Origin of the sequence: Picosynechococcus sp. PCC 8807, assembly GCF_001693295.1 — a bacterium.
In the GTDB taxonomy this organism is placed as follows: Bacteria; Cyanobacteriota; Cyanobacteriia; order Cyanobacteriales; family MRBY01; genus MRBY01.
The window spans coordinates 454,872-479,510 of sequence record NZ_CP016483.1; the positions used below are offsets into that span (position 1 = coordinate 454,872).

21 protein-coding genes are annotated in these 24,639 nt (G+C 47.1%); 5 read left to right on the forward strand and 16 right to left on the reverse strand.

The window, feature by feature from the left end; translation table 11 throughout:
- Positions 1-3 precede the first annotated feature (3 nt).
- From AWQ24_RS02170 to AWQ24_RS02200, 7 genes are all read right to left on the reverse strand, one after another.
- A complete protein-coding gene (locus tag AWQ24_RS02170) occupies positions 4-972 on the reverse strand; it encodes a hypothetical protein (RefSeq protein WP_065715879.1) in 969 nt (322 codons plus the stop codon).
- Positions 962-1,948, reverse strand: a complete 987-nt coding sequence (locus AWQ24_RS02175) for a hypothetical protein (protein WP_065715880.1) — start codon at positions 1,946-1,948, stop codon at positions 962-964. The genes AWQ24_RS02170 and AWQ24_RS02175 overlap by 11 nt, the downstream gene beginning before the upstream one ends.
- Entirely contained in the window at positions 1,945-3,279 is a 1,335-nt protein-coding gene (locus AWQ24_RS16025) for an ABC transporter ATP-binding protein (RefSeq protein ID WP_083993474.1), read from the reverse strand. The genes AWQ24_RS02175 and AWQ24_RS16025 overlap by 4 nt, the downstream gene beginning before the upstream one ends.
- 89 nt (positions 3,280-3,368) lie before the next feature.
- Complete coding sequence (locus tag AWQ24_RS02185; protein ID WP_030007044.1) at positions 3,369-3,584, reverse strand: hypothetical protein; 216 nt, start codon at positions 3,582-3,584, stop codon at positions 3,369-3,371.
- A 176-nt stretch (positions 3,585-3,760) separates the two neighbouring features.
- On the reverse strand, positions 3,761-4,216 hold the full coding sequence (locus AWQ24_RS02190) for a DUF29 domain-containing protein (protein WP_030007045.1): 456 nt from the start codon (positions 4,214-4,216) through the stop codon (positions 3,761-3,763).
- Between the two features lie 50 nt (positions 4,217-4,266).
- Entirely contained in the window at positions 4,267-5,121 is an 855-nt protein-coding gene (locus AWQ24_RS02195; protein ID WP_065715881.1) for a DUF2887 domain-containing protein, read from the reverse strand.
- 24 nt (positions 5,122-5,145) lie between these two features.
- Entirely contained in the window at positions 5,146-5,970 is an 825-nt protein-coding gene (locus AWQ24_RS02200) for an ABC transporter permease (protein WP_012306055.1), read from the reverse strand.
- 259 nt (positions 5,971-6,229) lie between these two features.
- Between AWQ24_RS02200 and aspS the strand changes: the two genes are divergently transcribed.
- On the forward strand, positions 6,230-8,020 hold the full coding sequence (gene aspS, locus AWQ24_RS02205) for an aspartate--tRNA ligase (protein WP_065715882.1): 1,791 nt from the start codon (positions 6,230-6,232) through the stop codon (positions 8,018-8,020).
- 128 nt (positions 8,021-8,148) lie between these two features.
- Here the strand turns inward: aspS and hetR are convergent, their stop codons facing one another.
- The 8 genes from hetR to speD form a co-directional block, all read right to left on the reverse strand.
- Positions 8,149-9,093 carry a heterocyst differentiation master regulator HetR gene (gene hetR / locus AWQ24_RS02215; protein ID WP_232318855.1) on the reverse strand — a complete coding sequence of 315 codons (945 nt, stop codon included), beginning with the start codon at positions 9,091-9,093 and terminating at the stop codon, positions 8,149-8,151.
- Between the two features lie 244 nt (positions 9,094-9,337).
- Positions 9,338-10,462 (reverse strand): aldo/keto reductase, encoded by a 1,125-nt coding sequence (locus AWQ24_RS02220; RefSeq protein WP_065715884.1) that lies wholly within the window; start codon positions 10,460-10,462, stop codon positions 9,338-9,340.
- 23 nt (positions 10,463-10,485) lie between these two features.
- Positions 10,486-11,556, reverse strand: coding sequence for a tetratricopeptide repeat protein (locus AWQ24_RS02225; protein ID WP_232318856.1), 1,071 nt, complete (start codon positions 11,554-11,556; stop codon positions 10,486-10,488).
- Between the two features lie 178 nt (positions 11,557-11,734).
- A complete protein-coding gene (gene recA / locus AWQ24_RS02230) occupies positions 11,735-12,781 on the reverse strand; it encodes a recombinase RecA (protein WP_030007051.1) in 1,047 nt (348 codons plus the stop codon).
- A 168-nt stretch (positions 12,782-12,949) separates the two neighbouring features.
- Positions 12,950-14,614 carry a bifunctional 3,4-dihydroxy-2-butanone-4-phosphate synthase/GTP cyclohydrolase II gene (gene ribBA, locus AWQ24_RS02235; protein ID WP_065715886.1) on the reverse strand — a complete coding sequence of 555 codons (1,665 nt, stop codon included), beginning with the start codon at positions 14,612-14,614 and terminating at the stop codon, positions 12,950-12,952.
- Between the two features lie 78 nt (positions 14,615-14,692).
- Positions 14,693-16,354 (reverse strand): ATP-binding protein, encoded by a 1,662-nt coding sequence (locus AWQ24_RS02240; protein WP_065715887.1) that lies wholly within the window; start codon positions 16,352-16,354, stop codon positions 14,693-14,695.
- Positions 16,355-16,566: 212 nt separating this feature from the next.
- Positions 16,567-16,797, reverse strand: coding sequence for a hypothetical protein (locus tag AWQ24_RS02245; RefSeq protein ID WP_030007054.1), 231 nt, complete (start codon positions 16,795-16,797; stop codon positions 16,567-16,569).
- A 371-nt stretch (positions 16,798-17,168) separates the two neighbouring features.
- Positions 17,169-17,552 (reverse strand): adenosylmethionine decarboxylase, encoded by a 384-nt coding sequence (gene speD, locus AWQ24_RS02250; RefSeq protein ID WP_041443332.1) that lies wholly within the window; start codon positions 17,550-17,552, stop codon positions 17,169-17,171.
- Between the two features lie 208 nt (positions 17,553-17,760).
- Here speD and clpB point away from each other — a divergent pair, with 208 nt between their 5' ends.
- From clpB to AWQ24_RS02270, 4 genes are all read left to right on the forward strand, one after another.
- Positions 17,761-20,781 carry an ATP-dependent chaperone ClpB gene (gene clpB, locus AWQ24_RS02255; protein ID WP_065715888.1) on the forward strand — a complete coding sequence of 1,007 codons (3,021 nt, stop codon included), beginning with the start codon at positions 17,761-17,763 and terminating at the stop codon, positions 20,779-20,781.
- Between the two features lie 216 nt (positions 20,782-20,997).
- Complete coding sequence (locus tag AWQ24_RS02260; RefSeq protein ID WP_065715889.1) at positions 20,998-21,474, forward strand: hypothetical protein; 477 nt, start codon at positions 20,998-21,000, stop codon at positions 21,472-21,474.
- 127 nt (positions 21,475-21,601) lie between these two features.
- Positions 21,602-21,997: a hypothetical protein gene (locus AWQ24_RS16035; RefSeq protein WP_157096819.1), complete on the forward strand. Its 396-nt coding sequence runs from the start codon at positions 21,602-21,604 to the stop codon at positions 21,995-21,997.
- 3 nt (positions 21,998-22,000) lie between these two features.
- Positions 22,001-22,465: an HNH endonuclease gene (locus AWQ24_RS02270; protein WP_065715890.1), complete on the forward strand. Its 465-nt coding sequence runs from the start codon at positions 22,001-22,003 to the stop codon at positions 22,463-22,465.
- 64 nt (positions 22,466-22,529) lie between these two features.
- On the opposite strand, the gene AWQ24_RS02275 is transcribed toward AWQ24_RS02270, so the two are convergent.
- Positions 22,530-24,599: a M3 family metallopeptidase gene (locus AWQ24_RS02275; protein WP_065715891.1), complete on the reverse strand. Its 2,070-nt coding sequence runs from the start codon at positions 24,597-24,599 to the stop codon at positions 22,530-22,532.
- Positions 24,600-24,639 lie beyond the last annotated feature (40 nt).

Consider the following 24,639-nt stretch of genomic DNA (forward strand, 5'->3'; position numbering starts at 1 on the left):
GGTTTAAGATTTGATTCCAAAAGGAGTGACGAAATTATAGTAAAAACCTTTTTCTTTATATAAATTAATTGTTTCCTTGGAAATTTTTATATACTCAAAATATTCATATTCTTTTGGGATATCAGGATATTTTTTCCAATAAAGAAGAGCTGTCATTGCAACTGGATTCAGATTAGTAAGTATTAATTTACCAAACTGATTTATCGAAGTTTTTTTTGAGGTTAATGCTAGGTTTTTTTTGTTTATAAAGGAAAATTTTGGTGTGTCATATTTGTTATTTTTCTTCTCAATAAAATTACAATATAAATCAAAAGAGAACATCAAGCCCCTGATTTTAGAGATGAAGGCCTTAAGAATAGCATCTTGATTACTCTTATAATCTTCAAGGGCAAGCTTTCTTATATAGTCGCTAGAAATATTGATTTTCTTTGTGGATATGAATTTATTTTTTCTTCCAAGATACATCTCTGAAACTTCAATGTTTTTATATAAAAGTAGCAGCAATCTAAGAGGAATATTTTTTTTACAAGTTACTGAACCTATAATTGACAGCAGAAATGTTATCCACGTAAAATACAAGCCTGAAGAATAGGGATTATGTTGATTGACAGGTTTAGAATTTATTGTGATGGTTCTATCAAGATTTTCTAAAGTATGCAGGTATATTGATGAATTACTTGGAGAATCTAATAAATAAACAGGAGGATGCCAAAAAATATCATTAAAAACTTTGTTTTTTTTCTGTTCATCTAGAAAGAGTTTATGAATTAATCTTATTTGTTGTTCAGAGCCTACGACTAGAGCATCAATATCTGATACTTGAGGACAAGAAACAGAACCAAAATAAGCAAATTGATCTTTGCTTAAACCTGATTGTTTACATATTTTTTCAAATTGTTGCTTAGTTGATTGATAATCCTCAATTGTTAGATATCTGGGTAGATCATCAATAATATTAAAGTTATTTTTCATTGATTATATCTTTTGTCTCTTGTATAAAAGCATCAACAGACTTCTGTTTTAAAGTTGGAAAAACTTCACAAGGAAATTTGGGAGCAAATTTTTGTGCGAATTTTCGATATAGGTGAGGATTAGTAAAAAATTTTGGTGATATAGAAAACAATTCAAATTGAAATGTATTTAGCGCTTTTTTCCAATCTTGACGCATAGTCGAGCATATTTCTAGTACTTTATGTACATCAGCAGAGTATATATTTGATGCGTTTTCAATTGCCCACTTTTTTGTAACACGCTTTCCTTTCATTTGGAATACATAGGCCGGCACTAATAAAAAAGAACCAATTAAACATTTCATGTCATAAAGATTGATTTGATTTTTTTGATATTTAATATAATAATTTTCTATATTCAGTAATGTAACTTTTAAGTTTCGTTCTAAGCCTACCTGAGTAGCTTCTATATTGACTTTTGCAGAGATTTTTTTCTCTCCTTGTAAACATATTGAATTCTCTAAAACTAGTAGAGGCATATAAGATTCATCATAATTTTCTAACTGATCTTCATAAATAATCCAGTGTCCATGATGCTGCAAAGGGTCTATGCGACAAAATCTCATATCTACTCTATTAAGCCAAGATTCAATTTTACGAACTTCTCTAACTGTTTTTATGCCATCTCTTTTGACAACAATCAAATCGTCTAAATCCGAAAAAGATGTCTTGGTTTGATCTGCCCAACTGCCATGGATATAAAGACTTAAGCAAGGAAAATTTTGAAAACCTTTAAAAATCAAGTTTACGTCTTGGATGTGTTCAGAAGATACAGTTGCGAAAGCATCAACATACTTGTACTGAGAGGTAACTCGTTGATTTACCAATGCATATTCAGCTTTGCAAGAATTATTTCTCAAAGACTTTAATTTGTTTATCAGGCGAATTAAAAAAGAGCTACGAGACGGAACAATTTGATTTTTTTGATTTTGGATCATACATCTACTATATTATTTTTAGCTGATTCATCATTAACTTTCCACGTTGGCATTGCCTGAACAAATCCCCATGTTCCAAGGTGCGGATTGGTATTTTCATAAGTGGCTTGATGGATCTCTAATTGTATGCATTGTAAAACTTGATCTAAAATGAATCCTCCCCTTCGAATACTTGGTGTTATGAAGTAAATTCCTGGGCTCATAATTAAATTTTCAAATGAGGCTACTACTGATAAAAATCCGCAGTCTGAGGTGGCAAAGAAATCATTTGTATTTTGACTTGCTGTTGTGACAATCGGTTCTTTTACAATAGAATCAATTCTTATAGAGACTACTAAATTTTTGAGTTCTGTTTTCGAAAATGCTTCAACTATAATCCTAAAAGGCTCACCAAAAAGTAAAGACTGACTTACTTTATTTTGAGAATCAAAAACTTCACACTTTTCTATTCTTATTATTTCTCCATGACTACTTTTTTGTCGTTTTCTTTGCCTTAGAGATTGACCGATTCGGGTATACATCGTTTTGGATTCCTCTAGATATTCCTTGACAACTTTTTCAATGTTGTCCACCATCATGATGTGACCTTTTGATAAGTAAAAGCCTTGAGAACAAAGATTCTGAATCATCCCCATGTTATGACTTACAAATAGAACTGTTCTCCCTTCCCGTGTTGCTACATCTTGCATCTTCCCCAAACACTTCTTCTGAAAAGCAGCATCCCCCACCGCCAAAACCTCATCCACCACCAAGATCTCAGGCTCCAAGTGTGCCGCCACCGCAAACGCCAACCGCACATACATCCCACTCGAATACCGCTTCACTGGCGTATCCAGAAACCGTTCCACCTCCGCAAACGCCACAATCTCATCAAACTTCTTGCGGATCTCCAGCCGACTCATGCCCAAGATCGACCCATTCAGATAAATATTTTCCCGTCCAGTTAGCTCCGGATGAAAACCCGTCCCCACCTCCAATAAGCTCGCCACCCGGCCCCGTAACTCAATCCGGCCCGTTGTTGGTTCCGTAATTCGACTGAGGATTTTTAGGAGCGTTGATTTCCCGGCCCCATTGCGGCCAATAATACCAACCACCTCGCCCCGTTTAATCTCAAAATTGATATCCTTCAGCGCCCAAAATTCTTCCGTTGTGTAACTGCGCCGCCGTTCCTTGCCAATTAGCCGCTTTCCAAAAGACTTGACCCCATTCGCCACCACATCCCGTAACGCCACATAATTACCACGGTTCGGTTTCCAGCCCCCCGATTGCGCTTGGTGGCCGATGATGTACTTTTTCCCTAAATTTTCAACCCGGATAATGGTGTCCGACATAGAAACCCAGTAACACAACCGACTCTTAAAATAGCCTACCCGATCAGACCCTACAGGCGATCAGTTTCAACAAACCGTTACTCCGAGCACTACTGAGGAATCGCAGAGAGAATTGCTCTCAAAGCTTTATTTACTGATTCGGAAGTCGTAAAAACTTGCGCGACATCAGGCTCTAACACAACCGTAACCCCGCTTTTGCGTTGTTTTGCCACGAAACGATTAGGGTGCGCCTTACTGTAATCAAAGTTGTACTCAGGAAGTAAGTCATCATCAGGCATCATTTTAGAATTTTTGGTTTCGTTCATAATCTTTTCTTTCTTTAATAGTTGCAGGACGAACACTAATCAATCGTATCCTCTGATCACGTTCAGTAAAACTGATGACGAGAAGAGTACCCTGGGCATTATAACCATGGAGAATTTTGATCCGAAAATCTCCCCCAGACTGGGGGCCAGGGGGCTCTATAAATCAGCTCTAATGATCAAATTTTAGGGAGCCAATTCGGGTCGAGGATTTGCTCAATACTGTAGGGACAACTGATGGGAAAGGTTTCGGGAGAAAGCCGGGACTTGCGAATCGCGCTTTTCCGCGCCTTTTGGTAGTCTTTTTCTAAGACTGTCTCTAAATAATTAGATAAGACTTTCGATTCTAGAAGTAAATCCAATTCCAAGCGAAAGTTATCGATTTCTTTCTCCCAACCTCTGCCCGACCATTCTCTTTCGGTATGCCAATGTTGATAGAGCAGTAAATGGATTAAAAGTCGAAGTAGATAGCTCTCGACTTTGCGGCGTTGTTCCCGTCCCAATGCTTCAATTTCCTCGGTCAGATTTTGCCAATCAAGATGATCTAGATCATGTTTTTTGAGTTGCTCTAGGGTGATATCTAACCAAGCAACATAATCATCATCGTAAAGTGTCGGACTAAGAGAGATAGCCATGAAAGTATCGATTTTAGAAAAATAGAAAAATATAGAGATTTCCGAATCCCCTAATCCACCTGCGCCAAAAATCCATCCAAATCAGCTACCGCAGCAAAATCCAATAGTGCCTCTCCCAGATCCTCTAGCTGCCGCACAGATAAACACCGGATTTTTTCGCTCTGTGACTCTGATAATTCTCCAAAGCGCCGTTTTAACTGACGAATTACCAAATTTGCCGCTTCCTCCTGGCGACCTTCCTGGCGGCCTTCTTGAAGACCTTTGGTCATGATCTCTTGGTAAAAGCGAGAACGAGTAATATCTGTCTGTTTCAGATCGAGAATTTCCATAATCATCTTCTGGGTCAAATCTGGGTATTTATTTGTCAGTATAGTCTCAATTAAACTCAGTCGACGGTCAAACTCCGCCTCTGTTTCTGCAGTTTTCAACAGGGTTTGGCCGAGCTGCATACTTTGCAGCTTCTCTGTCGTCAACAACTGCAACAGCATCAAATTAGGACTCAAGTCCACCTTGTCCTTAAGGTCACTCAAGTATAGTCGCGTTACCCGTTGTTCTAATAAATCTTGATAAGGTAATTCCGAGCCTAATCCTTGTCCTCTACTCCGTAAAATCAGTAGCCCTCGCCAGTCACAGTCAACATTGTACTGGTACAAATAAACGAATAATTGCGCAAAATAGCGGCCATAAAACCGCTCATCTGCTTGCATTTGCGCCTCTGCAAATACGATTGGGATCCCAGGCTTTGCAGTGACGGGCAAAAACAGACCATCCAAGCGAAATTCCTTTTCCTTAACGACGGGGGCGCTGTAAACAAATGCCCAGTCAGGATCAATACCAGGGATTAATTCCGCTAACATCCCCGGTTGGGATAAAAATAACTCGTAAAACCATTTGTCAGTGCGCATGAGCTTTTTTGAAATGACTGAAGTTTAGATGATATCGGCAAAAATACGCTCCATCCGCCGAAAATACCAAACACCACCCGCAAAAATTGCGACCACCAAACCGAAGGACAACAAAAATCCTGGGAGATAAATCTGGGACTCGCCCCCCAAAATTGCCCAGCGAAAACCATCAATGACCGAGACCATCGGGTTGAGAGAATACAATAACCGCCACTGCTCCGGCACAATGCTACTGCTAAAGCCCACTGGCGAAATATACAAACCAAACTGCACAAAAAACGGCACGATATAGCGAAAATCACGGTACTGTACATTCAGAGAAGCTAACCATAGTCCTGCTCCCATTGCTGCCATAAAGGCGATCGCCACAAAAATCGGTAACGTTAGAATTCGCCAACTGGGGACAAAATTATACCAAGCCATCAGCCCCAGCAGGATAAACCCCGAAATGAGAAAGTCCACAAAGCTGACGATTACGGCACTGGTCGGCACAATCAACCGAGGAAAATAAACCTTTGCCAAAAGATTGGAGTTGGTGATTAAGCTGTTACTACATTCCGCCAGGGAACTTGCAAAAAACTGCCACGGTAGCATCGCGGCAAATACCAAAATTGGGTAAGGTGCCCCCTCAGAGGGGAGTTTCGCCAGGTTACCGAAAACAATCGTAAACACAATCATCGTCAAAAAAGGCCGCAGTAAAGCCCAGAGCACACCGATCGCCGTTTGTTTGTAGCGCACCAAGATATCCCGCCAGGCCAAAAAATAGAACAGTTCTCGATATTGCCAAATATCCTGCCAATACTGTTTTTCCGTTTTGCCTGCTTCAATAACGAGATAGTAATTACGCATCGATCCCCTAGGAAAGGCTGTCTCAATAACCTTGTTGCATTTTACGGGTTTACACAACAATCAGGCGATCGCCACGCGAGTTTTCATGACGGATGCACGTTATGGGCCTTGACGAATCCTTAATATCGGATTTCTGTAATATGACAGCAGGTTTTACGCTCAAGTTTGGGACAATGACAGGGAATATAGGCAAGACCCAGGATCTTTGGTAGGCTTAGTATCGCTTTAAAACTCTATGCTTTAACTATATATACTAACTATGCGTACTCATTACTGCGGGGATTTGCGCTCCGAGCACATTGACCAGACCGTAACCCTGTATGGCTGGGTCGATCGCCGTCGGGATCATGGTGGCGTAATTTTTATTGATCTGCGCGATCGCACGGGCATTGTCCAGATTGTCAGTGACCCCCAGCGGACGCCAGATTCCTACAATGATGCCGACGCCAGCCGTAGTGAGTATGTTGTAAAAATTGTTGGGAAAGTCAGTGCCCGCCAAGAAGGGGCGAAGAATCCCAAATTGCCCACTGGCGAAGTGGAGATCTACGCTGACACCATCGAGATCCTAAATGGCGTCCATAAACAGCTACCGATCCTCGTTTCCAGTAGTGCCGACGGCGATCAAGTCAAAGAAGACCTCCGGCTAAAATATCGCTACCTCGACCTGCGCCGGGAAACCATGGCGAAAAACCTCCAACTGCGCCACACCGTCGTCAAATCGATGCGCCGCTTCCTCGAAGACGATGAAAACTTCATGGAGGTGGAAACGCCAATTTTGACCCGGTCTACCCCCGAAGGGGCACGGGATTATCTGGTGCCGTCCCGGGTGAACCCAGGCGATTGGTATGCCCTGCCCCAGTCGCCCCAGCTCTTTAAACAATTGCTGATGGTGGCCGGCTGCGATCGCTACTATCAAATTGCCCGCTGCTTCCGCGATGAAGACCTCCGGGCCGACCGTCAACCGGAGTTTACCCAGTTGGATATGGAAATGAGCTTCATGTCCTTCGACGAAATCATTGACCTCAACGAACGCCTAATTTGCCGGATTTTCCAGGAGGCCCAGGGCATTGAACTAGAGCGCCCCTTCCCCCGCATCACCTACGCCGAGTCTATGGAAAAATACGGCTGCGATCGCCCCGATACGCGCTTTGGCCTGGAGCTAGTCAACGTCTCTGATATTGTTGCGGACATGGGCTTTAAAGTCTTTTCTGGCGCGGTTAAGAGCGGTGGCCAAGTAAAAGTCCTCCCAATTCCCAACGGAAACGATTCTATTTCCAATGTACGGATCAAGCCCGGTGGCGATCTGTTTAATGCCGCCGTCGAAATGGGAGCCAAAGGGCTTGCCTTTATTCGGGTGCGGGAAGACGGGGCGATCGATACCATCGGCGCGATCAAGGACAACCTCAGTGACGCCCAAAAACAAGAACTTCTCAGTCGTACTGGGGCTGAAGCGGGCACGCTCCTCCTCTTTGGGGCCGGGGCAACGGATATTGTCAATAAGTCCCTAGACCGAGTGCGACAGTTGGTCGGTGCCGAGATGGGCTTGATCAATGAAAATCAGCTCAATTTTGTTTGGGTTACAGATTTTCCGATGTTTGAATATAATAGCGACGAAAAACGCCTCGAAGCCTTACACCATCCCTTTACTGCACCGAATCCAGAAGATCTAGAGGATCTGGCAACGGCCCGCGCCCTTGCCTACGACATCGTCTTAAATGGCATTGAAATCGGTGGTGGTAGTCTACGGATTTACCAGCGGGAAGTCCAAGAAAAAGTCTTCCAGACCATTGGCTTATCAGAAACCGAGGCCCAAGAAAAATTTGGTTTTCTGCTCGAAGCCTTTGAATATGGCACCCCGCCCCATGGTGGTATTGCCTATGGTTTAGATCGTTTGGTGATGCTTATGGCCCAGGAGGATTCCATTCGCGATGTGATTGCCTTCCCGAAAACACAACAGGCAAGCTGTCTGTTGACTGATGCGCCGGCGGGAGTCGATCAAAAGCAATTGAAGGAACTTTTTGTCGCTTCTACGGCCCCAGAAAAAGACTAGGCCATTGGCTTTCGAGACAACTGAAATTGTTTTCAAAAAGAATAATGGGGGATGATCGTGCAATTTCGGCGATCGCCCCTGTTTTTTTATGCTCTAAATCGTTTGGGAAAGGGCGGCTGTTTTCGGCTTCAGGAAAGAGAATGATCTTTGGGGCCAAACATCATGTGAATCGCCATGGTGGGTTTGCCCCGTTGGTGATATTTTTTCGCCCAGTGCCGCATTAATTCATGCAGTTCTGTCTGGGCCTCGGACAAATCGGCGGGGGCAATATCAAGGGATTCAAAAATGCGCATGACGTTGTGTTGTTGCTTTGTCCAGGCATGGCTGAGACGAAGAAAGTGGGCGGCGTCTTCGAGGAGGGAATGGGGGGCTTTTGTTGGGCTGTCGGGGCCGCCATAGGTAGAACTCAAAAGGATGTAATAGGGCATTCCCCAGGGGTTATCGAGGCGCATAACCGTTTCGGCGTGGAGCAAACGGCGTTTGATATGTTCGGCGAGGGCTTCACTGAGGGGCAATGGGTGATCGCCTGGGGTTTTTGCCTGGGCCTGTTGGTGTAAAAAAGCAATGAGATCCGCAAATTCGGCGGAGGAGATCCCCTGGGCTGCTGGTAGATCTGGGGGCAGTTTCGCTTCGAGGTAAGTCTGTTGGTCTTCGCTGAGGCGATCGCCCGTTAACCGGGGTTGGGAGCGATGCCAGGGATACTGCCCTAACCAAACCTGGGGTAACTCGGTCAAGTAAGTGGGTTCCTGGAAAGCCGCATGCTGCAACCGTTGGCCCGCCTGGAGACCCTGCTCAATTTCCTGGACAATGGCCTTGACCCGTTTCGGTTCGATGTGGTGCAAATGCCCAGTCATGCGTAGATTTCCCCCCTGCTCTACATAGGTGGTATAGACCGCACATTTGGCCGCCGTTGCCGCCGCATCCAAAAAAGCCCCATGGCGATAACTGCTTTGCCGGAGCGCAAAAAACGCCAAGGACAACAACACTTGATCAAAGGCACTCGGATTTAGGGCTTGGAGCAGTTCTAGTTCCGGTTGTGCCATCGACGAAAAAGCCCCAGAGGAATTGGTCAATTTTCAGAGTTCCCCAAACGAATCAACTGGCAAGTTAAACAAGAATAATGAAGTTTCGATGATCCCTTTAGGGGCTAAATTCTACTTGGCTTTTGGCCATTGGCTGTGGTTTATCCCCTGAAAATAGGGAAAATCTGACATTTGGCTGAGTTTAATGACTCGTTTTGGCGACGAATCGGCCCCACGAAAATTTAATGGTTATTGACAGGCTAAATGCATCCGCCAATATGCGCAAAAATCAAAATTAAGTTTCCCAAAGACGACGGCGCGGTTTTCCGTTCAAGCGCTGGTGGGCCTCCTGGAGCAGTTGGGGGATGGGCAGTTGGCTGGGGCAACGGGGTAAACAGTCGCCACATTCTGTACAGGCATTGCCTTTTTTGCCAGGGAACCAATGGCCGGCATTTTCGAGCATCTGATAGCGGTATTCGCCGTAACTTTGCATATCGTAGGCGATCGCCAAATTTCTGAGGCGGAGAATTTCGGGGATCGCAATCGCTTCAGGGCAGGGTAAGCAGGCGTAACATTGGTGGCATTCTGTCCCCTGGAGGCGTTGGTGTTGATGCTGACTCAGGTTTGTGAGGCGCTGTTGTTCCTGGGGGGTGAGGGGCTGGTCTTGGTCAACGAGGGGTACTAAAACAGCCAATTCAGTGGGATTGGCTGCCCCAAAACTGAGGGTCGTAATCCGGCGATCGCCCAACAAAAAACGGTAGGTGAGTTCTAGGGGCGTATCCGGTTGGCAGAGGGTCTGGAGGGTCTGGGGTGGGGTAAACAGTTGGCCTCCTTTATCGCCAGGGGAAATGATAAAAATCCCTAAATCTCGTGCTGCAGCAAGGGCGATCGCCTCAGCATTACGCTGAAAAAAATAATAGTAATGGAGGTTAACAAATTCAAAATAGCCCGTTTCGATGGCCGTGAGAATTAAAGGCAGGGGGCCGTGGGTCGAAAAACCAAGGTGGCGAAATTTGCCTTGCCGTTGCAATTGTTGGAGCGGCCCCAGACCCGTTTCTAAAAACCACTGGAGATGTTCCGCTGTATTAATCCCGTGGATCGCCAGACAATCTAAATAATCGGTGCCTAAATTTTCGAGGGAAACCGTGATGGTCTGCTCAATTTCCGCCGCTGCCCCCTTGGGTAATAGTTTGCTCGTGAGAAAAAAATTTGACCGGGGGAGACCCAATTCGCGAAAGGCTTGCCCCAACAAACGCTCGCTCACCCCGTAGTTCGGCGCTGTTTCAAAATGATTAATCCCCAACTGCCAAGCCCGCTGCACCGTTGCCGTCATGGTTGCGCTGCTTTCTAAGGCTCGCATTGTCCCCAGGGAAAAAATTGAGATGTCTAATTCTGTTTTCCCAAACCGTCGGTAACGCATGGTGATCGTGACTGGTGCGGTTCCTAGCCCTCTTCGATGGCCGCCATGAGAGATTCCGTAATATTAACCCCCCGGCGATCGCCCCGTTGTTGGTAGAGATCCCGCGCCATTTCCAGGGCTTCGAGGGCTTCGCGGGAACGCCGCCGCCCCTGGAGGGCCACCGCAAAATTGTAAAAGGCCGCCGGATCCGTGGGGGACAATTCCGTTAGGGCGCGGTAGGCAATAATGGCGTTGATATAATCCTCGGTCTTCATCGCCGCCGATCCATATAAGGCAAAGGCTTCGCGGGATTGGGGATCGACAAAACTAGCCTGTTCATAGGCGGCGATCGCCTGGGGTAACAGATTTTGGGTTTCGTAGATCTTGCCGACCCGAATTTGCATCGCACTGTCGCGGGTGCTGAGGCGGCGGGCTTCTTCCAGGAAGGCGATCGCCTGGTCACGATCATTGAGGCCAAACCACGTCACCGCTGCCTTAATGCGAAGTTCCGCGTCATTGGGCCGTTGGCGCAGCAAATCAGGAAATAAAACCGCCGCCTCTTGGTTCCGTCCTAATTGCAACAAACTGGTTAAACTATTTTGCAGCGCCATGGTGTTGTTGCTGTCTTTAGCCAAAACTTTACGGTACGCGACCAGAGCTTGATCGTAGTCCCCGGCCCGAAATTGTACGGTCGCTAAACCCAGACTGTAGGCCAGGTTATTCGGCTGCAACTGGGTGGCTCGCTGGTAGGCGTTGATGGCACTGCGGTTATCGCCACTTTGGGCCAAATTGAAACCCAGGGCATTGAAAAACTCTGCATTGTCATCTTCTAATTCCGTAGCCCGGCGGTAGGCCGTCACCGCTTCTGAATAATTGCCCAGTTGGGAAAGGGCGTAACCGAGGGCACCATGGATCCGGGCGTTGTTGGCTTCTAGGGTGAGAGCCTGGCGGTAATGCTGCACTGCTTGGGCAAAATTCCGATTGGTCAGCTGTTCATTTCCCTGTTCGAGGAGGGCATTGAGTTGGGGATTAGCCCAAGTGACTGAAGGGGACAAGACGCCGAGGGCGATCGCCGCACCACAACCCACTGACCAACGAGAGAAACGAATACCCATAGTGAACGTAACGTTTTTTTTCAAAATGACGCATCCGATTCTAGCACGCCGCAAATTATGCTGTTGTCTGGTGCTTGTTCCTCTAATTTTCAAGAAACTCAAGAAAAAAGAGGCCTAAATTTGCCCCTTGTCTTACCATCTTGCATTGGATAAGCAATATTTGCCGCCACAGAAATGATTATTCCTCTTCGGTGGTGTGGTGCTCATCCCCGAAACCCATGGAACTCATATCCAGATTTTCCCGAACTTTTTGGGTGACGATCGCCGCAACGTCCGGATTTTCCTCTAGATACTTCACTGCATTATCGCGACCCTGGGCAATGTTATCCCCTTCATAGCTGTACCAGGCACCTTTACGGGTAATAACCCCCGTTTGTTCAGCGAGGTCTAGCATACAGCCCACACGAGAGATTCCTTTCCCAAAGATAATGTCAAATTCGGCAATGCGGAACGGTGGGGCAACTTTATTTTTGGCCACCTTAACCTTGGCGCGGATGCCAAATTCCCCTTCGCTCCCTTTCTTGAGGGTTTGGATGCGTCGGATATCGAGGCGCACGGAAGCATAGAATTTGAGGGCTGTCCCGCCAGTCGTCACCTCTGGATTACCGTAACTGATGCCAATTTTTTGGCGCAATTGATTGAGGAAGATTACTGTACAACCCGAACGCCCCATATTCCCGGCAATTTTACGGAGGGCTTTACTCATGAGACGGGCCTGGAGACCCACCTGCACATCGCCCATTTCTCCTTCGATCTCTGCCCTGGGCACAAGGGCCGCCACCGAGTCAATCACGATTAGATCCACAGCCGCCGAGCGAACCAATTGGTCGGCAATTTCTAAAGCAGATTCGCCGTTATCGGGTTGGGCCACCAGCAGGTTTTCAATATCAACTCCCAAGGCCGCGGAATAGGTGGGATCCAGGGCATGTTCAGCGTCAATAAAAGCAGCGACGCCACCCGCTTTTTGGACTTCGGCGATCGCATGGAGAGCAACCGTCGTTTTCCCAGAACTCTCCGGGCCGTAGATTTCCACAATTCGCCCACGTGGGAACCCACCCCCCATCGCCTGATCTAGGGTCAAAGCCCCACTGGGGATTGTTTCGACCTTCATCTGGGCGGCATCCCCCAACCGCATAATTGCCCCTTTACCGAAGTTGCGCTCGATTTGGTTGAGTACTAGGTTTAGGGCTTTTTCTTTGTCGGGATTATTGGTGATGGCTGACATGGTTACCTCGATCGCCGTGGCGTAATGGGTCAAAGGTGATTGGGTTTCTGAGTTCAATCGTACTTATGGTATCGCAATTTTTCCGGAAAGCGACCAGAGGATTTTTACAATCCGACAAAAGGCAGATCCAGGTGAGATTCCGACGACAAACAACCCTCACCGGGATGATTATTTGGGCTGCTGGAAGTGGTAGATAGTCTGGGTTTTGACGGGGGCCGCTTGGATAAAGGTAGGTAGCTGGGGCCAGGTCAAAAATTCACGGTCGAGTTGAATTTGTAGCCCCGTCATCGGGTCATCCCCTGTGGCAATCATAAACTCCAATTCTGTGAGATCGTCCCATTGGGCAATGTCGCCAAGGAGAGAGGCGATCGCCTGGAGATAGGGATGTTGCGTATCGGTGTACCAATCTGCGCGGGCTAACTTGGCCTGGTCGAAGCCTAGGTGAACGATTAAGGGCGCATTGGAAAAGACCGCACTAGCGACCGGACGGGCTTCCTCCCGCACGAGTAAATGTTGTTTTTGGGTCAAGTGACGGAGCCGTTCTAAATGCTCATAGCGTTGGGTGATATTGTCTTTCCCTTGCCAACGGAGGGCGATGGTCGCCAGGTGAGTTTGCAGGAGCATATGTCCCAACTTTTGGGCCTTAGTATTGAGATAACGGGTATTAAAATCATTACTCTCAATCAGAAGCGGCACCCGATCGACTACTTCTAGGCCATAGCCCTTCAGGCCCGCAATTTTCCGGGGATTATTGGTAATTAGACGAATCGCATGGACGCCAAGGTCATTGAGCATTTGTGCCCCCATGCCGTAGTCCCGGAGATCCGCCGGAAAACCCAGCCGTTCGTTGGCTTCCACCGTATCCAACCCCATATCCTGCAAGGAATAGGCCTTGAGTTTGTTAATCAAGCCAATGCCGCGCCCTTCCTGACGTAGATAGACCACCACCCCTTGACCGGCATTTTCGATCATCTTGAGGGCGGCAATGAGTTGCATTCGACAATCACAGCGCAGGGAACCGAGGGCATCCCCCGTCAAGCATTCTGAGTGAACACGCACCATCACAGGCTGGTCGGCAAAATTCTTCGGATCACCCTTCACAATGGCCACATGTTCTGTGCCATCCATGGTGTTGCGGTAGGCATAGATTTCAAACTGACCAAACTCTGTGGGGAGCTTCGTGACAGTCTCACGGTAGACAAAGCGGTCATTTTCGAGGCGATAGGAAATCAAGTCAGCAATGCTAATAATTTTGAGGTCAAATTTTCGGGCATATTCAATCAGTTCTGGCAGCCGCGCCATGGAGCCATCATTATTTTGGATTTCGCAAATGACCCCCGCAGGATATAGACCAGCCAAACGGGACAAATCCACCGCAGCTTCGGTGTGGCCAGCGCGCTTAAGGACACCACCACTCCGGGCTCGGAGGGGGAAAATATGGCCGGGGCGATTGAGGTCTTCTGGGCACGAGGTGGGGTCAATGGCCACCTGAATTGTGCGGGAACGGTCTTCGGCAGAAATTCCCGTAGTAACCCCCAGGCGGGGATGGGCATCAATGCTGACCGTAAAGGCGGTTTGGTTGCTGTCGGTATTTTTGTGAACCATCAAAGGCAGATCTAAGGCATCGAGGCGATCGCCGGTCATGGCCAAACAAATCAAGCCCCGTGCTTCTACGGCCATGAAGTTAATCATGTCTGGGGTGGCATGTTGGGCCGCACAGATGATGTCCCCCTCATTTTCACGATTTTCATCGTCTACGACAACGATGGCCCGTCCGGCTTTGATGTCGCCCAATGCCGCTTCAATCGAATCAAACTGCCAAGCTGTATCCACGTATTTTCCGGTCTGCTAAATGTAATGTTTCTTTAATATTTAGTTTCTATTGTAACGTTTTGCCGGGGTCGGTGCGGCCTAGATAATCACTTGGGGATCCTGGTGCTTGGGCTGTTTGAGCACGGGTTTTTGCTGGAGAAGTACCGAGAAAGTGACCGTTGATCCTAAGCCTTCGCCCATACTGTAGAAAGAGATTTTGCCGCCACAGGCTTCAACCAGTTTCTTGGAAATGGCGAGGCCCAACCCCGTACCGCCATATTTGCGGGTATGGCCACCCCGCACCTGGGAAAAATTTTGGAAGAGCTTAGATTGCATATCCAAAGCCACACCAATCCCCGTATCGATCACACTGATTTTGACCATCCCTGGAAATTGTTGATCATCGTGGATGACGGGTTTGAAAACTAGCTCAACATTGATCGTAATACCACCAGCATTGGTGAATTTGATCGCATTGCCCACGAGGTTCAGGAGCACCTGAAAAAGACGCTGGTAGTCGCCGTAGAGGATGATATCGTCGTGGCTTTCGGGCACTAAAATTTCCCAGGTGAGATTTTTGGTTTGTAACTGGGGCCGGGCAAAGTTATTGAGGTTATCGAGCAGTTCCCCTAGGCTAATGGGCTGGAGATCGAGGTCGAGTTTGCCTGATTCAATTTTGGCAATGTCGAGGATATCGTTGATCAGGTTCAGCAGGTGGAGGGCGCTTTCGTGGGCGGCGGCAATGAAATCTAACTCTTCGGCGCGGCCGTCGGCCATTTCATCGAGGACGAGGGTCAGAAAACCGATGATGCCATTGAGGGGGGTGCGGAGTTCGTGGGTGGTATTGGCGAGGAAGTCGTTTTTGAGGCGGGCGGCTTCGGTGGCGGCTTGGTGGAGTTGTTCGAGTTCTTGGTAGAGGGTGGCATGGGCGATCGCCGTTCCCAGTTGTTCAGCTAGCTCCTGGGCAAATTCTTGCTCAACTTCCTGCCAAATCCTGGGGCGATCGCACTGTTGCAGACAGATAAAACCATTGACACTACCTTGGTAGAGGGTAGGCAAGATAAGCACCGCTTGACTGTCGGCCAGGGCCGGGCAAAGGGTTGTTAAAGATTGGGAAACTTGAGTTTGATAAATTTCTTCGAGGACTGGGCTATCGGGCGATCGCCAACTAGCCCCAAGACAGGAGGGAACCGAGCTGCAACGATATTCTGCTTCGACCTGAAATCGGCTTTGGGTTGCATCGGCGGTCAACAATAGACAACGACTCACCTGTAAAGTTTTACCTAGGCCATTCATCGCCTCTTGACGAATCACCGTCAGGTCAAAGGTATTGCGGATCTTGCGAGCAATGCGACTGAGGGCTTTTTGATAGGACAGGGGAGAGAGGGAACTGGGGGCAACAGCCTGGGGGAAACCCACCACCAACAGTTGGCCCGCGCCGATGGCAGTGACCAAAAGCTTGAGGGGAAAAGTCTGGTCGGCCCATTGAAAAGTACCGTCTAGGGTTTCGGGGAGGCCCCCCTGACCCACCCGTTGCAGAGCAGTTGTGTAGATGGCGTTGTCTACCGTGATCCATTGCTGAAAAATTTCTGTTGTCACCATTGCCTGGGGTTGGCAGCCAAAGGTTTCTGCCCATTGCCAAAAAAAAGCGGTACAAACCCCCATATTGTCCTGGAGCCAGATAATTTCTGCGTTGAGGGCTTGCCAATAGGCGAAGTGCTGCCGTTGATCTGCTGGTAGTTGAGGCGGAAAACAACCCATGGAGGCATTGAGTGAATATTGTCGAGATTAAGTCCGGGTATTTGATGACTAGCCCAGGCGATCGCAATGAGATCCGCTGCGCGGTGCGCTTTTGAGAAAATCAAACCCTATTGGGGATTTTATCGGACTTTTCCTTGATGGCTGACAAAGGCCCATTATGACTAACAATTTTGGGGGTAAAGGCCAGCTTAACAACAATATACTTACCTTTCTTAATCGTTCCATTCCCCCTTGGGCGGAACTGGAGGATTACGCCGAAACCGTCGGGTCAGTTCATCATCGCGGACCCGTTCGCCCCGGAGCCACTGCTTAACGGCAGTTTCGATCACTTTGCTGGGGTCGTTAGTAAGATGTTTGATCTGATCGAGGACTTCTGGATCGATGTGAATCGAAATCTGGGTTTTTTCGGGCTGTCGTTGGGGGTCGGTGGGGTGATTTTCCATAGAAATGGCGGCCATTGAATGAGCTACATTCTATCAAAGGGCGTTTGCGTCTCTGTATCAAGGGGCTTGGGTAATTTCCCTAATCGAGGTTGCTATCTTTTGCGCTATTACAAGCTCTCTAAGAGGATGCTAAAGACTTTTAATGTAGGGTCTGCGGAGGCGATCGCCTTTGGTTAAGACCATGATGAAGGATTCATTTAGACAGCCAAAATTGTGACGGTTTCTTGATGGGGCTGCCATTTTGTTGCCCAAAAACAAGGAACCCCTCTGGTCTGGGGGACATAGAGGGGCATCTAAACTTATTGAGTTATTCAGTAATAACTGGACTGCCGGGGAGGTTCAATTTCGCCCTGGAGCAGTCGTTAGATTATTTAGGCGATCGCCGCAGCCATGGAGGGCACCAAAATTTCTTTGGGGAAACCGCGATCAAATTCGGTCATTTTACATTCCGTTGCCTGTAGCGCCTGCTGGAGGAATTTCATGGCTTCAACGGGTTTGCCGCGACCACAAAAGAAAAGATCAGCCGCAAAGTACCCATATTCGGGCCAGGTATGAATGGCAATGTGGGACTCAGCAAGGGTTGCGGTGGCTGTTACACCGTGGGGACTGAATTGATGGACACAGAGATCAATTAGAGTCGCTTCTCCGGCGGCGATCGCTTCGATCATGGCCCGACGGATACCTTCGGGATCATTGAGGAGGTTCGCAGGGGAACCCCAACCATCCACCACAAGGTGAGTACCCAATTTTTTCATTCTTTTTATCCTTACACTCCGAGTAAAGGGGATAAACTTTGCGTTCATATCACAAAGAAGATCTCAGTTTCAATGATTTTCTGAGGAAAATAAATCCGTATTTTTACCTAAATTTGGATCGGGGAAATTTTCGCACTGCCCCCAAGGGAAAATCAGCAACTTGTTATACTGTGCTGATAAAAACCGTTAACGCCAAAACAAACTACTGATGCAGCCCACCGATTCCAGCAAATTCACCGAACAAGCTTGGGATGCGATCGTCAAGTCACAGGAGATCGCCCGTCGCTACAGACACCAAAATCTTGAGGTGGAACATCTACTCTTGTCATTGCTAGAACAGGAGCAGGAACAGGGATTGGCCCAAACGATTTTGACTCAGACAGGTGTCGATGGGATCAGGCTCCAGCAGCAGTTAGAACGGTTTGCCCAGCAACAGCCCAAACTAATGCGGGGCGATCAGCTTTATCTTGGTCAAGGTTTAGATGTGATGTTAGACCGGGCCGAAGCCTGTCGTAACAGTTGGCAGGATGATTTTATTTCTGTTGAGCATTTGCTGGTGGGCTTTGCGGAGGATGAGCGGATCGGGCGGCGATCGCTGAAAAGTTTTAACCTCGACCCCCAGGATCTCGAACTCAAAATCAAAGAACTCAAAGGTAGCCAAAAGGTCACCGCCCAGAACCAAGAAGAGAGTGGCAGTTCCTATGGTGGTAGTCCTCTAAGTAAATATGGCCGCGATCTCACCGAACAGGCCAAGGACGGCAAACTTGATCCGGTGATTGGGCGGGATGATGAGATTCGGCGCGTGATTCAGGTACTTTCTCGGCGCTCGAAAAATAATCCAGTTCTCATTGGTGAACCGGGGGTTGGAAAAACGGCGATCGCCGAAGGTTTGGCCCAACGGATTGTCAATGGCGACGTGCCCGAATCCCTGAAAAATCGGCAGTTGATGTCCCTCGATATGGGATCTCTAATTGCCGGCGCAAAATACAGAGGAGAGTTTGAGGCACGATTACGTTCGGTGCTCAAGGAAGTGACCCAGTCCGACGGACAAATTATTCTCTTTATTGATGAAGTCCACACCGTTGTTGGCGCAGGTTCTGCTAATGGCTCGATGGATGCGGGGAATTTACTCAAACCGATGTTGGCACGGGGCGAATTGCGCTGTATTGGGGCGACCACCCTCGACGAATTCCGCAAACATATCGAAAAAGATCCCGCCCTCGAACGGCGTTTCCAGCAAGTTTTAGTCCAACAGCCCACCGTGGAAGATACCGTTTCCATTCTGCGGGGCTTAAAAGAACGCTATGAACTGCACCACGGCGTCAATATTACCGACTCCGCCCTCGTTGCCGCTGCCACCCTCTCCAACCGTTACATCACCGACCGTTTTCTCCCCGATAAGGCGATCGATCTAGTAGACGAAGCCGCCGCCAAACTGAAAATGGAGATTACCTCCAAACCCGTTGAACTCGAAGCCATTGATCGTCGCTTGATGCAACTGCAAATGGAGCAGCTTTCCCTCAAGGGTGAGGAACAACTGGGGGCAACTTCCCCGGCCTACCTCGCTTCCAAGGAACGTTTAGATCGGATCGACGAAGAAATTAAAAGCCTTGAAATTCAACAGAAAGACCTTTCTTCCCAATGGCTCGCCGAGAAAAATCTCATCGATGAAATTAATTCCCTCAAGGAAGAGGAAGAACAACTGCGTCTCCAGGTGGAACAAGCAGAACGCGCCTATGACCTCAACAAAGCGGCCCAATTGAAATATGGCCGTCTCGAAGGTTTACAAGCAGAACTAAGCCAAAAAGAAGTCAAACTGCTGGAAATCCAAGCGGCAGGGGATGCGATGCTCCGGGAACAAGTTACGGAAGCTGACATTGCCGAAATTGTTGCCCGTTGGACAGGGATTCCCGTGAATCGCCTGATGGAATCCGAACGGCAAAAACTGCTGCAACTCGAAGGACATTTGCACGAGCGGGTAATCGGTCAGCAGGAAGCGGTGGAAGCGGTCTCGGCGGCAATTCGTCGTGCCAGAGCAGGGATGAAGGATCCCAGTCGTCCGATTGGTTCGTTTATGTTTATGGGGCCGACGGGGGTCGGAAAAACAGAATTAGCGCGGGCTTTGGCGGCTTTTCTCTTTGATAGTGAAGAGGCGATGGTACGCATTGATATGTCCGAATATATGGAAAAACACGCGGTGTCGCGGCTCATTGGTGCGCCTCCGGGTTATGTGGGCTACGAAGAAGGAGGGCAACTGTCGGAGGCGGTGCGGCGGCGGCCCTATTCGGTGGTGCTGCTGGATGAGGTGGAAAAAGCCCATAAGGATGTTTTTAATATCCTGTTGCAGGTGCTGGATGATGGCCGGATCACCGATTCCCAAGGGCGGGTGGTGGATTTCCGCAATACGATCATTGTGATGACGAGCAATATTGGTAGTGAATTTATCCTTAGTTTGTCGGGAGATGACGCGAACTACGACAAGATGCGGGACAAAGTGACGGGGGCATTACGAAAAAATTTCCGCCCAGAATTTCTCAACCGGATTGATGAACTGATTATTTTCCATACCCTGAAACGGGATGAGTTGCGCGAGATTGTCAAACTACAAATTCACCGTATCGAAAAATTATTAGCCGACCAAAAGATTACGTTATCTCTCACGGATGCGGCTCTCGATCATGTAGTAGAAGCGGGTTACGATCCGACCTTTGGGGCAAGACCCTTAAAACGGGCGATTCAACGGGAATTGGAAAACCCGATCGCTAATCGCATTTTAGAAACGGACTTTATGGAAGGCGATCGCATTTTAGTTGATTGCGTCGAGGGTGCCTTGGTTTTTGATCGGCAACGACCTGAACGAGAAGTGCCAGAGGTGATTGCGGAGACAATGCCAGAGGAGGTGATTTCGGAAGAGACGATCGCCCCAGCACCGGAAGAGCAACCCATAGAAACAGAAGAGGCATCTATAACAGAAGCAGAAATTCTTCCTGTCGTCGCACCGGATGAAATCATGGTTGCAGAGGCTGAACTTGATGAACCCGATGATGATTGGGGTGAAGATGAGACGACTGTTTCCTTTGATGCCGAACAGCCCGATGATCAATGGTTTGGGACAGATGAGCCAGAGCAAACAGCTAATGGTTTAGAATCTCCGACCAGAGAAACAAATCCTCCAGCCTATGTTGGCGCGGATTCTGACCCAGAGGAAAACTGGTTAGATTCAATCTAAATTAACTGGCCTTAAGTTAAATGTAAATAAAGACTTCCAGAAATTCTGGGAGTCTTTTAAATATCGATTAATTTTAATATTTTTCAAAAAAAAGAAACAAAATTCAAAAAAATTATAAATATTCAACAATTCCAAAACTATTATTATTGCGACCATTTTTTGTTATGATTTTCTCAAAGAAACAATACTTGAGTGCAATAACGAAAGATATTTAGCATGTTAAGCAAGAGTGAAATACAAGCAATTTTAAAAGACAAATATAAAATTAATAAAGCAATTACAAATTCTTTACAACAAATAGAGTGCCAAGAGCTTCTAGACTCTCTAGAGCAAGGAAGATCTGTCTTTCTCCAGAAATTAGTGCAGTCTTTCGCTGAAACAAATTCTACATTAGGTAAAAATAACCGCGTTTTAGGACAACAACGCAGTAGGCTTGAGAAGAAATGCAAAAAAATAGAGCAGGAATGCCAAGAGCTGCAAGGAAAAATTGGCAGCCTAGAAAAACAAAAAAATAAACTGAGAAGCATCGAAGCAGATTTATCAGAAGATACTCGCAAAATTGAGCAAGAAATACAAGAATTAAAAGCTCAAAAACAAGAACTCAAAAAGCGCCTACATGCAGAGAAACAAGAGAAGCAAGAAATATTGTTAAGAAACAACCAATTGATTGATGTAAATGGCATTTTAAAGTGAGAAAATAGAGATCTAAAAAATATAAATGATGCCTTGAGATTGAAATTTGCAAAAGAAATGGCAAAGTTGATGAATCTTGAAAACAGCGAAATCCGAAAAGGTTTGTTAAAGTTAGTCAATTTAATAAGTGGTTGATATGTCAAAAACAAAATCAAAAAAGTTATATAAGGGGATGTCCTATCGAAGAATTCAACGATGGAATAAGGAGCATCGTCTGCTTTTAGAAAAAAAACATCAAGTTTGGTTAAAACAAAATAACTATCAAAACATTGGTTGGAATAGGGTTATTGGGCTTTATGAAAAGATTCTTGACTTCAAAAGAGAAACTGAAATTCATGAGATGTCGCTAGAAGAATTATTTTTAGAGTCTGATCGAATAGGAGAAAAGTATCAGACTTCACAGGAAAAAAAAGACTTCCAAGAAAAATTTCAAAATATTCTAGAAAGTATTGGTATTGCTGCAGAAAAACTCTTTCCAGATAATGAAGTAGAGTTCGTTGATTTTGGCAATTCATCAAAGTAAGTTATGGAAAAAAATGATTTTCTTGACCAAAGTCTTGAAGAACTTTTGGGCTTAGCTAAAAAGATTGGCAGTAAACACTATCATCGTTTAACGAGCGAAGACTTTGAAGAATACTGCAAATATAATCATTGGCGATATATTGGTGGTGATGGAGAGCTAGGGACAACACAAAAAAGTAAAGCATGGGTGCAAGAAAATTCGACCTTTAATTGTCCAATTTGCGAAGAAAAGTATCATTATTACAATGGCCGAAATATTGATCACAAATTACCACGTTCTAAATATCCTTGGCTCTCTATGGATTTTCGGAATCTCTGGGTGATTTGTTCTAGATGTAATCGAGAAAAGCTAGATATGGACTGGTTTGAATATGAATTGTATATGCTTAAAAATCATTCAAGTTTATATTCAAATGTCGTTGTTTCTCGTCCTAGAATTTTATTGGAAGAGCTAAAATATAAAACTTGAAATAATAAAAAATGAGCCTTGGAATTAACGCAAAGGCTCATGACTATACTTTTAAGAGTTAAAATTAAGCAGTTTGCAATAGACCACTATGGCGAAGCAACGGTTCTGTTTGCGGTTCCCGACCCCGGAATTTCTTAAAGACTTCCAAAGGATGGAGACTGCCGCCTAAACCGAGGATCGTTTCGCGGAATTGTCTACCCACATCGGCGATCGCCACCACATCTTCGAGGCCAGCCTCTTCAAAGGCCGCAAACGCATCCGCACTGAGCACTTCCGCCCACTTGTAGCTGTAATAGCCCGCCGCATAGCCCCCAGCAAAGATATGGCCAAAGGCACAGAGGAACGAATCTTCCGGCAACGGTTTCATGACTGTGGTGGTTTCAGCAAGGCGATCACGCACCTGTTCCGGGGTTTCACCACTGGCCGGGTCGTATTTCGCGTGCAGTTCGATGTCGAGCAAGCTAAAGTGCAACTGCCGCAGCATCGCCGAGCCACTCATATAAGTGCGGGCAGCCAGGAGCTTCTGGTAATAGTGTTCTGGCAGCGTTTCTCCCGTTTCGTAATGCTTGGCCATCCCGAATAGCGTTTCCCGGTGGTAGCACCAATTTTCCATAAATTGGCTGGGCAACTCCACCGCATCCCACTCGACATTATTAATGCCCGCCGCACCGGGGTAATCCACATGGGTCAACATATGCTGTAACCCGTGGCCAAACTCATGGAAGAGGGTTTCTACTTCCCCAAAGGTCATTAAACTGGGCTTGCCATCGACGGGAGGTGTTTGGTTACAGATTAAATAAGCCACAGGTAAACGGGTAACGGTGTGACCATTCACCACCAACTTCGCGCGACCGACGCAATCATTCATCCAAGCCCCACCGCGTTTTTCTGCCGGGCGACTGTAGGGATCAAGGTAAAAACTGGCAATTTGTTCTCCAGACTCGTCGTTAATTTTGAAATAACGTACATCTTCATGCCATACGGGGGCTTCGCCATCGGCAGCGGTAATTTCGACGGAAAACAAGCGTTGCGCTAGGCCAAACAAACCCTCTAAGACCCGCCCCAGGGAAAAGTAAGGGCGCAATTCTTCGGCGGTAAAGCCAAACTTTTCTTCCCGTTGTTTCTCTGACCAGTAAGCCACATCCCAGTGGGCCAAGTCAGCCTGTCCCGAAAAGGTTTTTAGGGTCGCCAATTCTTGTTGAGCGGCCTCGAAACTCACTTGGCGCAACTCTTCCATAAGTTGTTCAACGGCGGCTACACTCGGTGCCATTTTCCGGGCTAGACTCAGTTCGGCGTAATTTTCAAAGCCTAAAATTTGGGCCTTTTGTTTACGCAACTCAAGGATGCGATCAATGTGGGGGTGATTATCAAATTCCCCAGAAGAAGCCTTCGAGACTGCTGCTTTGTAGACTTTTTCCCGCAGTTCCCGGTTTTCGGCATATTTCAAAAAGGGGAGGTAGCTGGGGTAATCAAGGGTAATGACCCAGGGGCCATTTTCTGGGGTCGCGTTTTCTTCCCCTTCACTGCGGGCGGTTTGGGCGGCGAGACTCAGGGCGCTATCGGGTAACCCGGCGATATCTTCTTTATTGGTCAGTTTGAGTTTAAAGGCCTTGGTCGCATCGAGGACATTATTTGAAAATTTCGTTGAAAGATCCGCTAATTCTAATTGGATCGCGTTGAATTTCTCTTTGGTTTCTCCTTCAAGGCTCACCCCAGCGAGTTCGGCTTCCTTGAGGGCGGTTTCGATAATGCGTTGCTGGGCGGGTTCTAGTTTGTCCCATTGGTCGCTTTCGCGGATCGCTTTGTACCCTTCGTAGATGGGGCGACTTTGGCTCCAGCGGTTGATAAACTGCACTACAGCAGGTTGCATTGTTTCGTAGGCGGCGCGCAGTTCTGTACTGTTTTTGACACTCATGAGATGACCGATCACCCCCCAAGTCCACATCAGTTTTTCTTCGAGCTGGGTAAGGGGTTCGACAAAGTCTGTCCAGGTGGGTTTGAGGTTCGTCTCAAGATCGCTGACCTGTTGCTCTAGTTCCGCCAGAAGAGTGGTGACAGCGGGTTCAACGTGCTCGGCTTTGATCTCGGCGAAGGGGGGCAGACCATGGCCGATGAGGAGGGGATTCTGGGTCATATGCGGTTAATTTTTCTGATGTTTACGCTGTTTTCCATTA

Coding starts and splice junctions, on each gene's coding strand:
- AWQ24_RS02170 (WP_065715879.1), bottom strand. CDS start 972: ATGAAAAATAACTTTAATATTATTGATGATCTACCCAGATATCTAACA.
- AWQ24_RS02175 (WP_065715880.1), bottom strand. CDS start 1,948: ATGATCCAAAATCAAAAAAATCAAATTGTTCCGTCTCGTAGCTCTTTT.
- AWQ24_RS16025 (WP_083993474.1), bottom strand. CDS start 3,279: ATGTCGGACACCATTATCCGGGTTGAAAATTTAGGGAAAAAGTACATC.
- AWQ24_RS02185 (WP_030007044.1), bottom strand. CDS start 3,584: ATGAACGAAACCAAAAATTCTAAAATGATGCCTGATGATGACTTACTT.
- AWQ24_RS02190 (WP_030007045.1), bottom strand. CDS start 4,216: ATGGCTATCTCTCTTAGTCCGACACTTTACGATGATGATTATGTTGCT.
- AWQ24_RS02195 (WP_065715881.1), bottom strand. CDS start 5,121: ATGCGCACTGACAAATGGTTTTACGAGTTATTTTTATCCCAACCGGGG.
- AWQ24_RS02200 (WP_012306055.1), bottom strand. CDS start 5,970: ATGCGTAATTACTATCTCGTTATTGAAGCAGGCAAAACGGAAAAACAG.
- aspS (WP_065715882.1), top strand. CDS start 6,230: ATGCGTACTCATTACTGCGGGGATTTGCGCTCCGAGCACATTGACCAG.
- AWQ24_RS02220 (WP_065715884.1), bottom strand. CDS start 10,462: ATGCGTTACCGACGGTTTGGGAAAACAGAATTAGACATCTCAATTTTT.
- AWQ24_RS02225 (WP_232318856.1), bottom strand. CDS start 11,556: ATGGGTATTCGTTTCTCTCGTTGGTCAGTGGGTTGTGGTGCGGCGATC.
- recA (WP_030007051.1), bottom strand. CDS start 12,781: ATGTCAGCCATCACCAATAATCCCGACAAAGAAAAAGCCCTAAACCTA.
- AWQ24_RS02240 (WP_065715887.1), bottom strand. CDS start 16,354: ATGGGTTGTTTTCCGCCTCAACTACCAGCAGATCAACGGCAGCACTTC.
- AWQ24_RS02245 (WP_030007054.1), bottom strand. CDS start 16,797: ATGGAAAATCACCCCACCGACCCCCAACGACAGCCCGAAAAAACCCAG.
- speD (WP_041443332.1), bottom strand. CDS start 17,552: ATGAAAAAATTGGGTACTCACCTTGTGGTGGATGGTTGGGGTTCCCCT.
- clpB (WP_065715888.1), top strand. CDS start 17,761: ATGCAGCCCACCGATTCCAGCAAATTCACCGAACAAGCTTGGGATGCG.
- AWQ24_RS02260 (WP_065715889.1), top strand. CDS start 20,998: ATGTTAAGCAAGAGTGAAATACAAGCAATTTTAAAAGACAAATATAAA.
- AWQ24_RS02270 (WP_065715890.1), top strand. CDS start 22,001: ATGGAAAAAAATGATTTTCTTGACCAAAGTCTTGAAGAACTTTTGGGC.
- AWQ24_RS02275 (WP_065715891.1), bottom strand. CDS start 24,599: ATGACCCAGAATCCCCTCCTCATCGGCCATGGTCTGCCCCCCTTCGCC.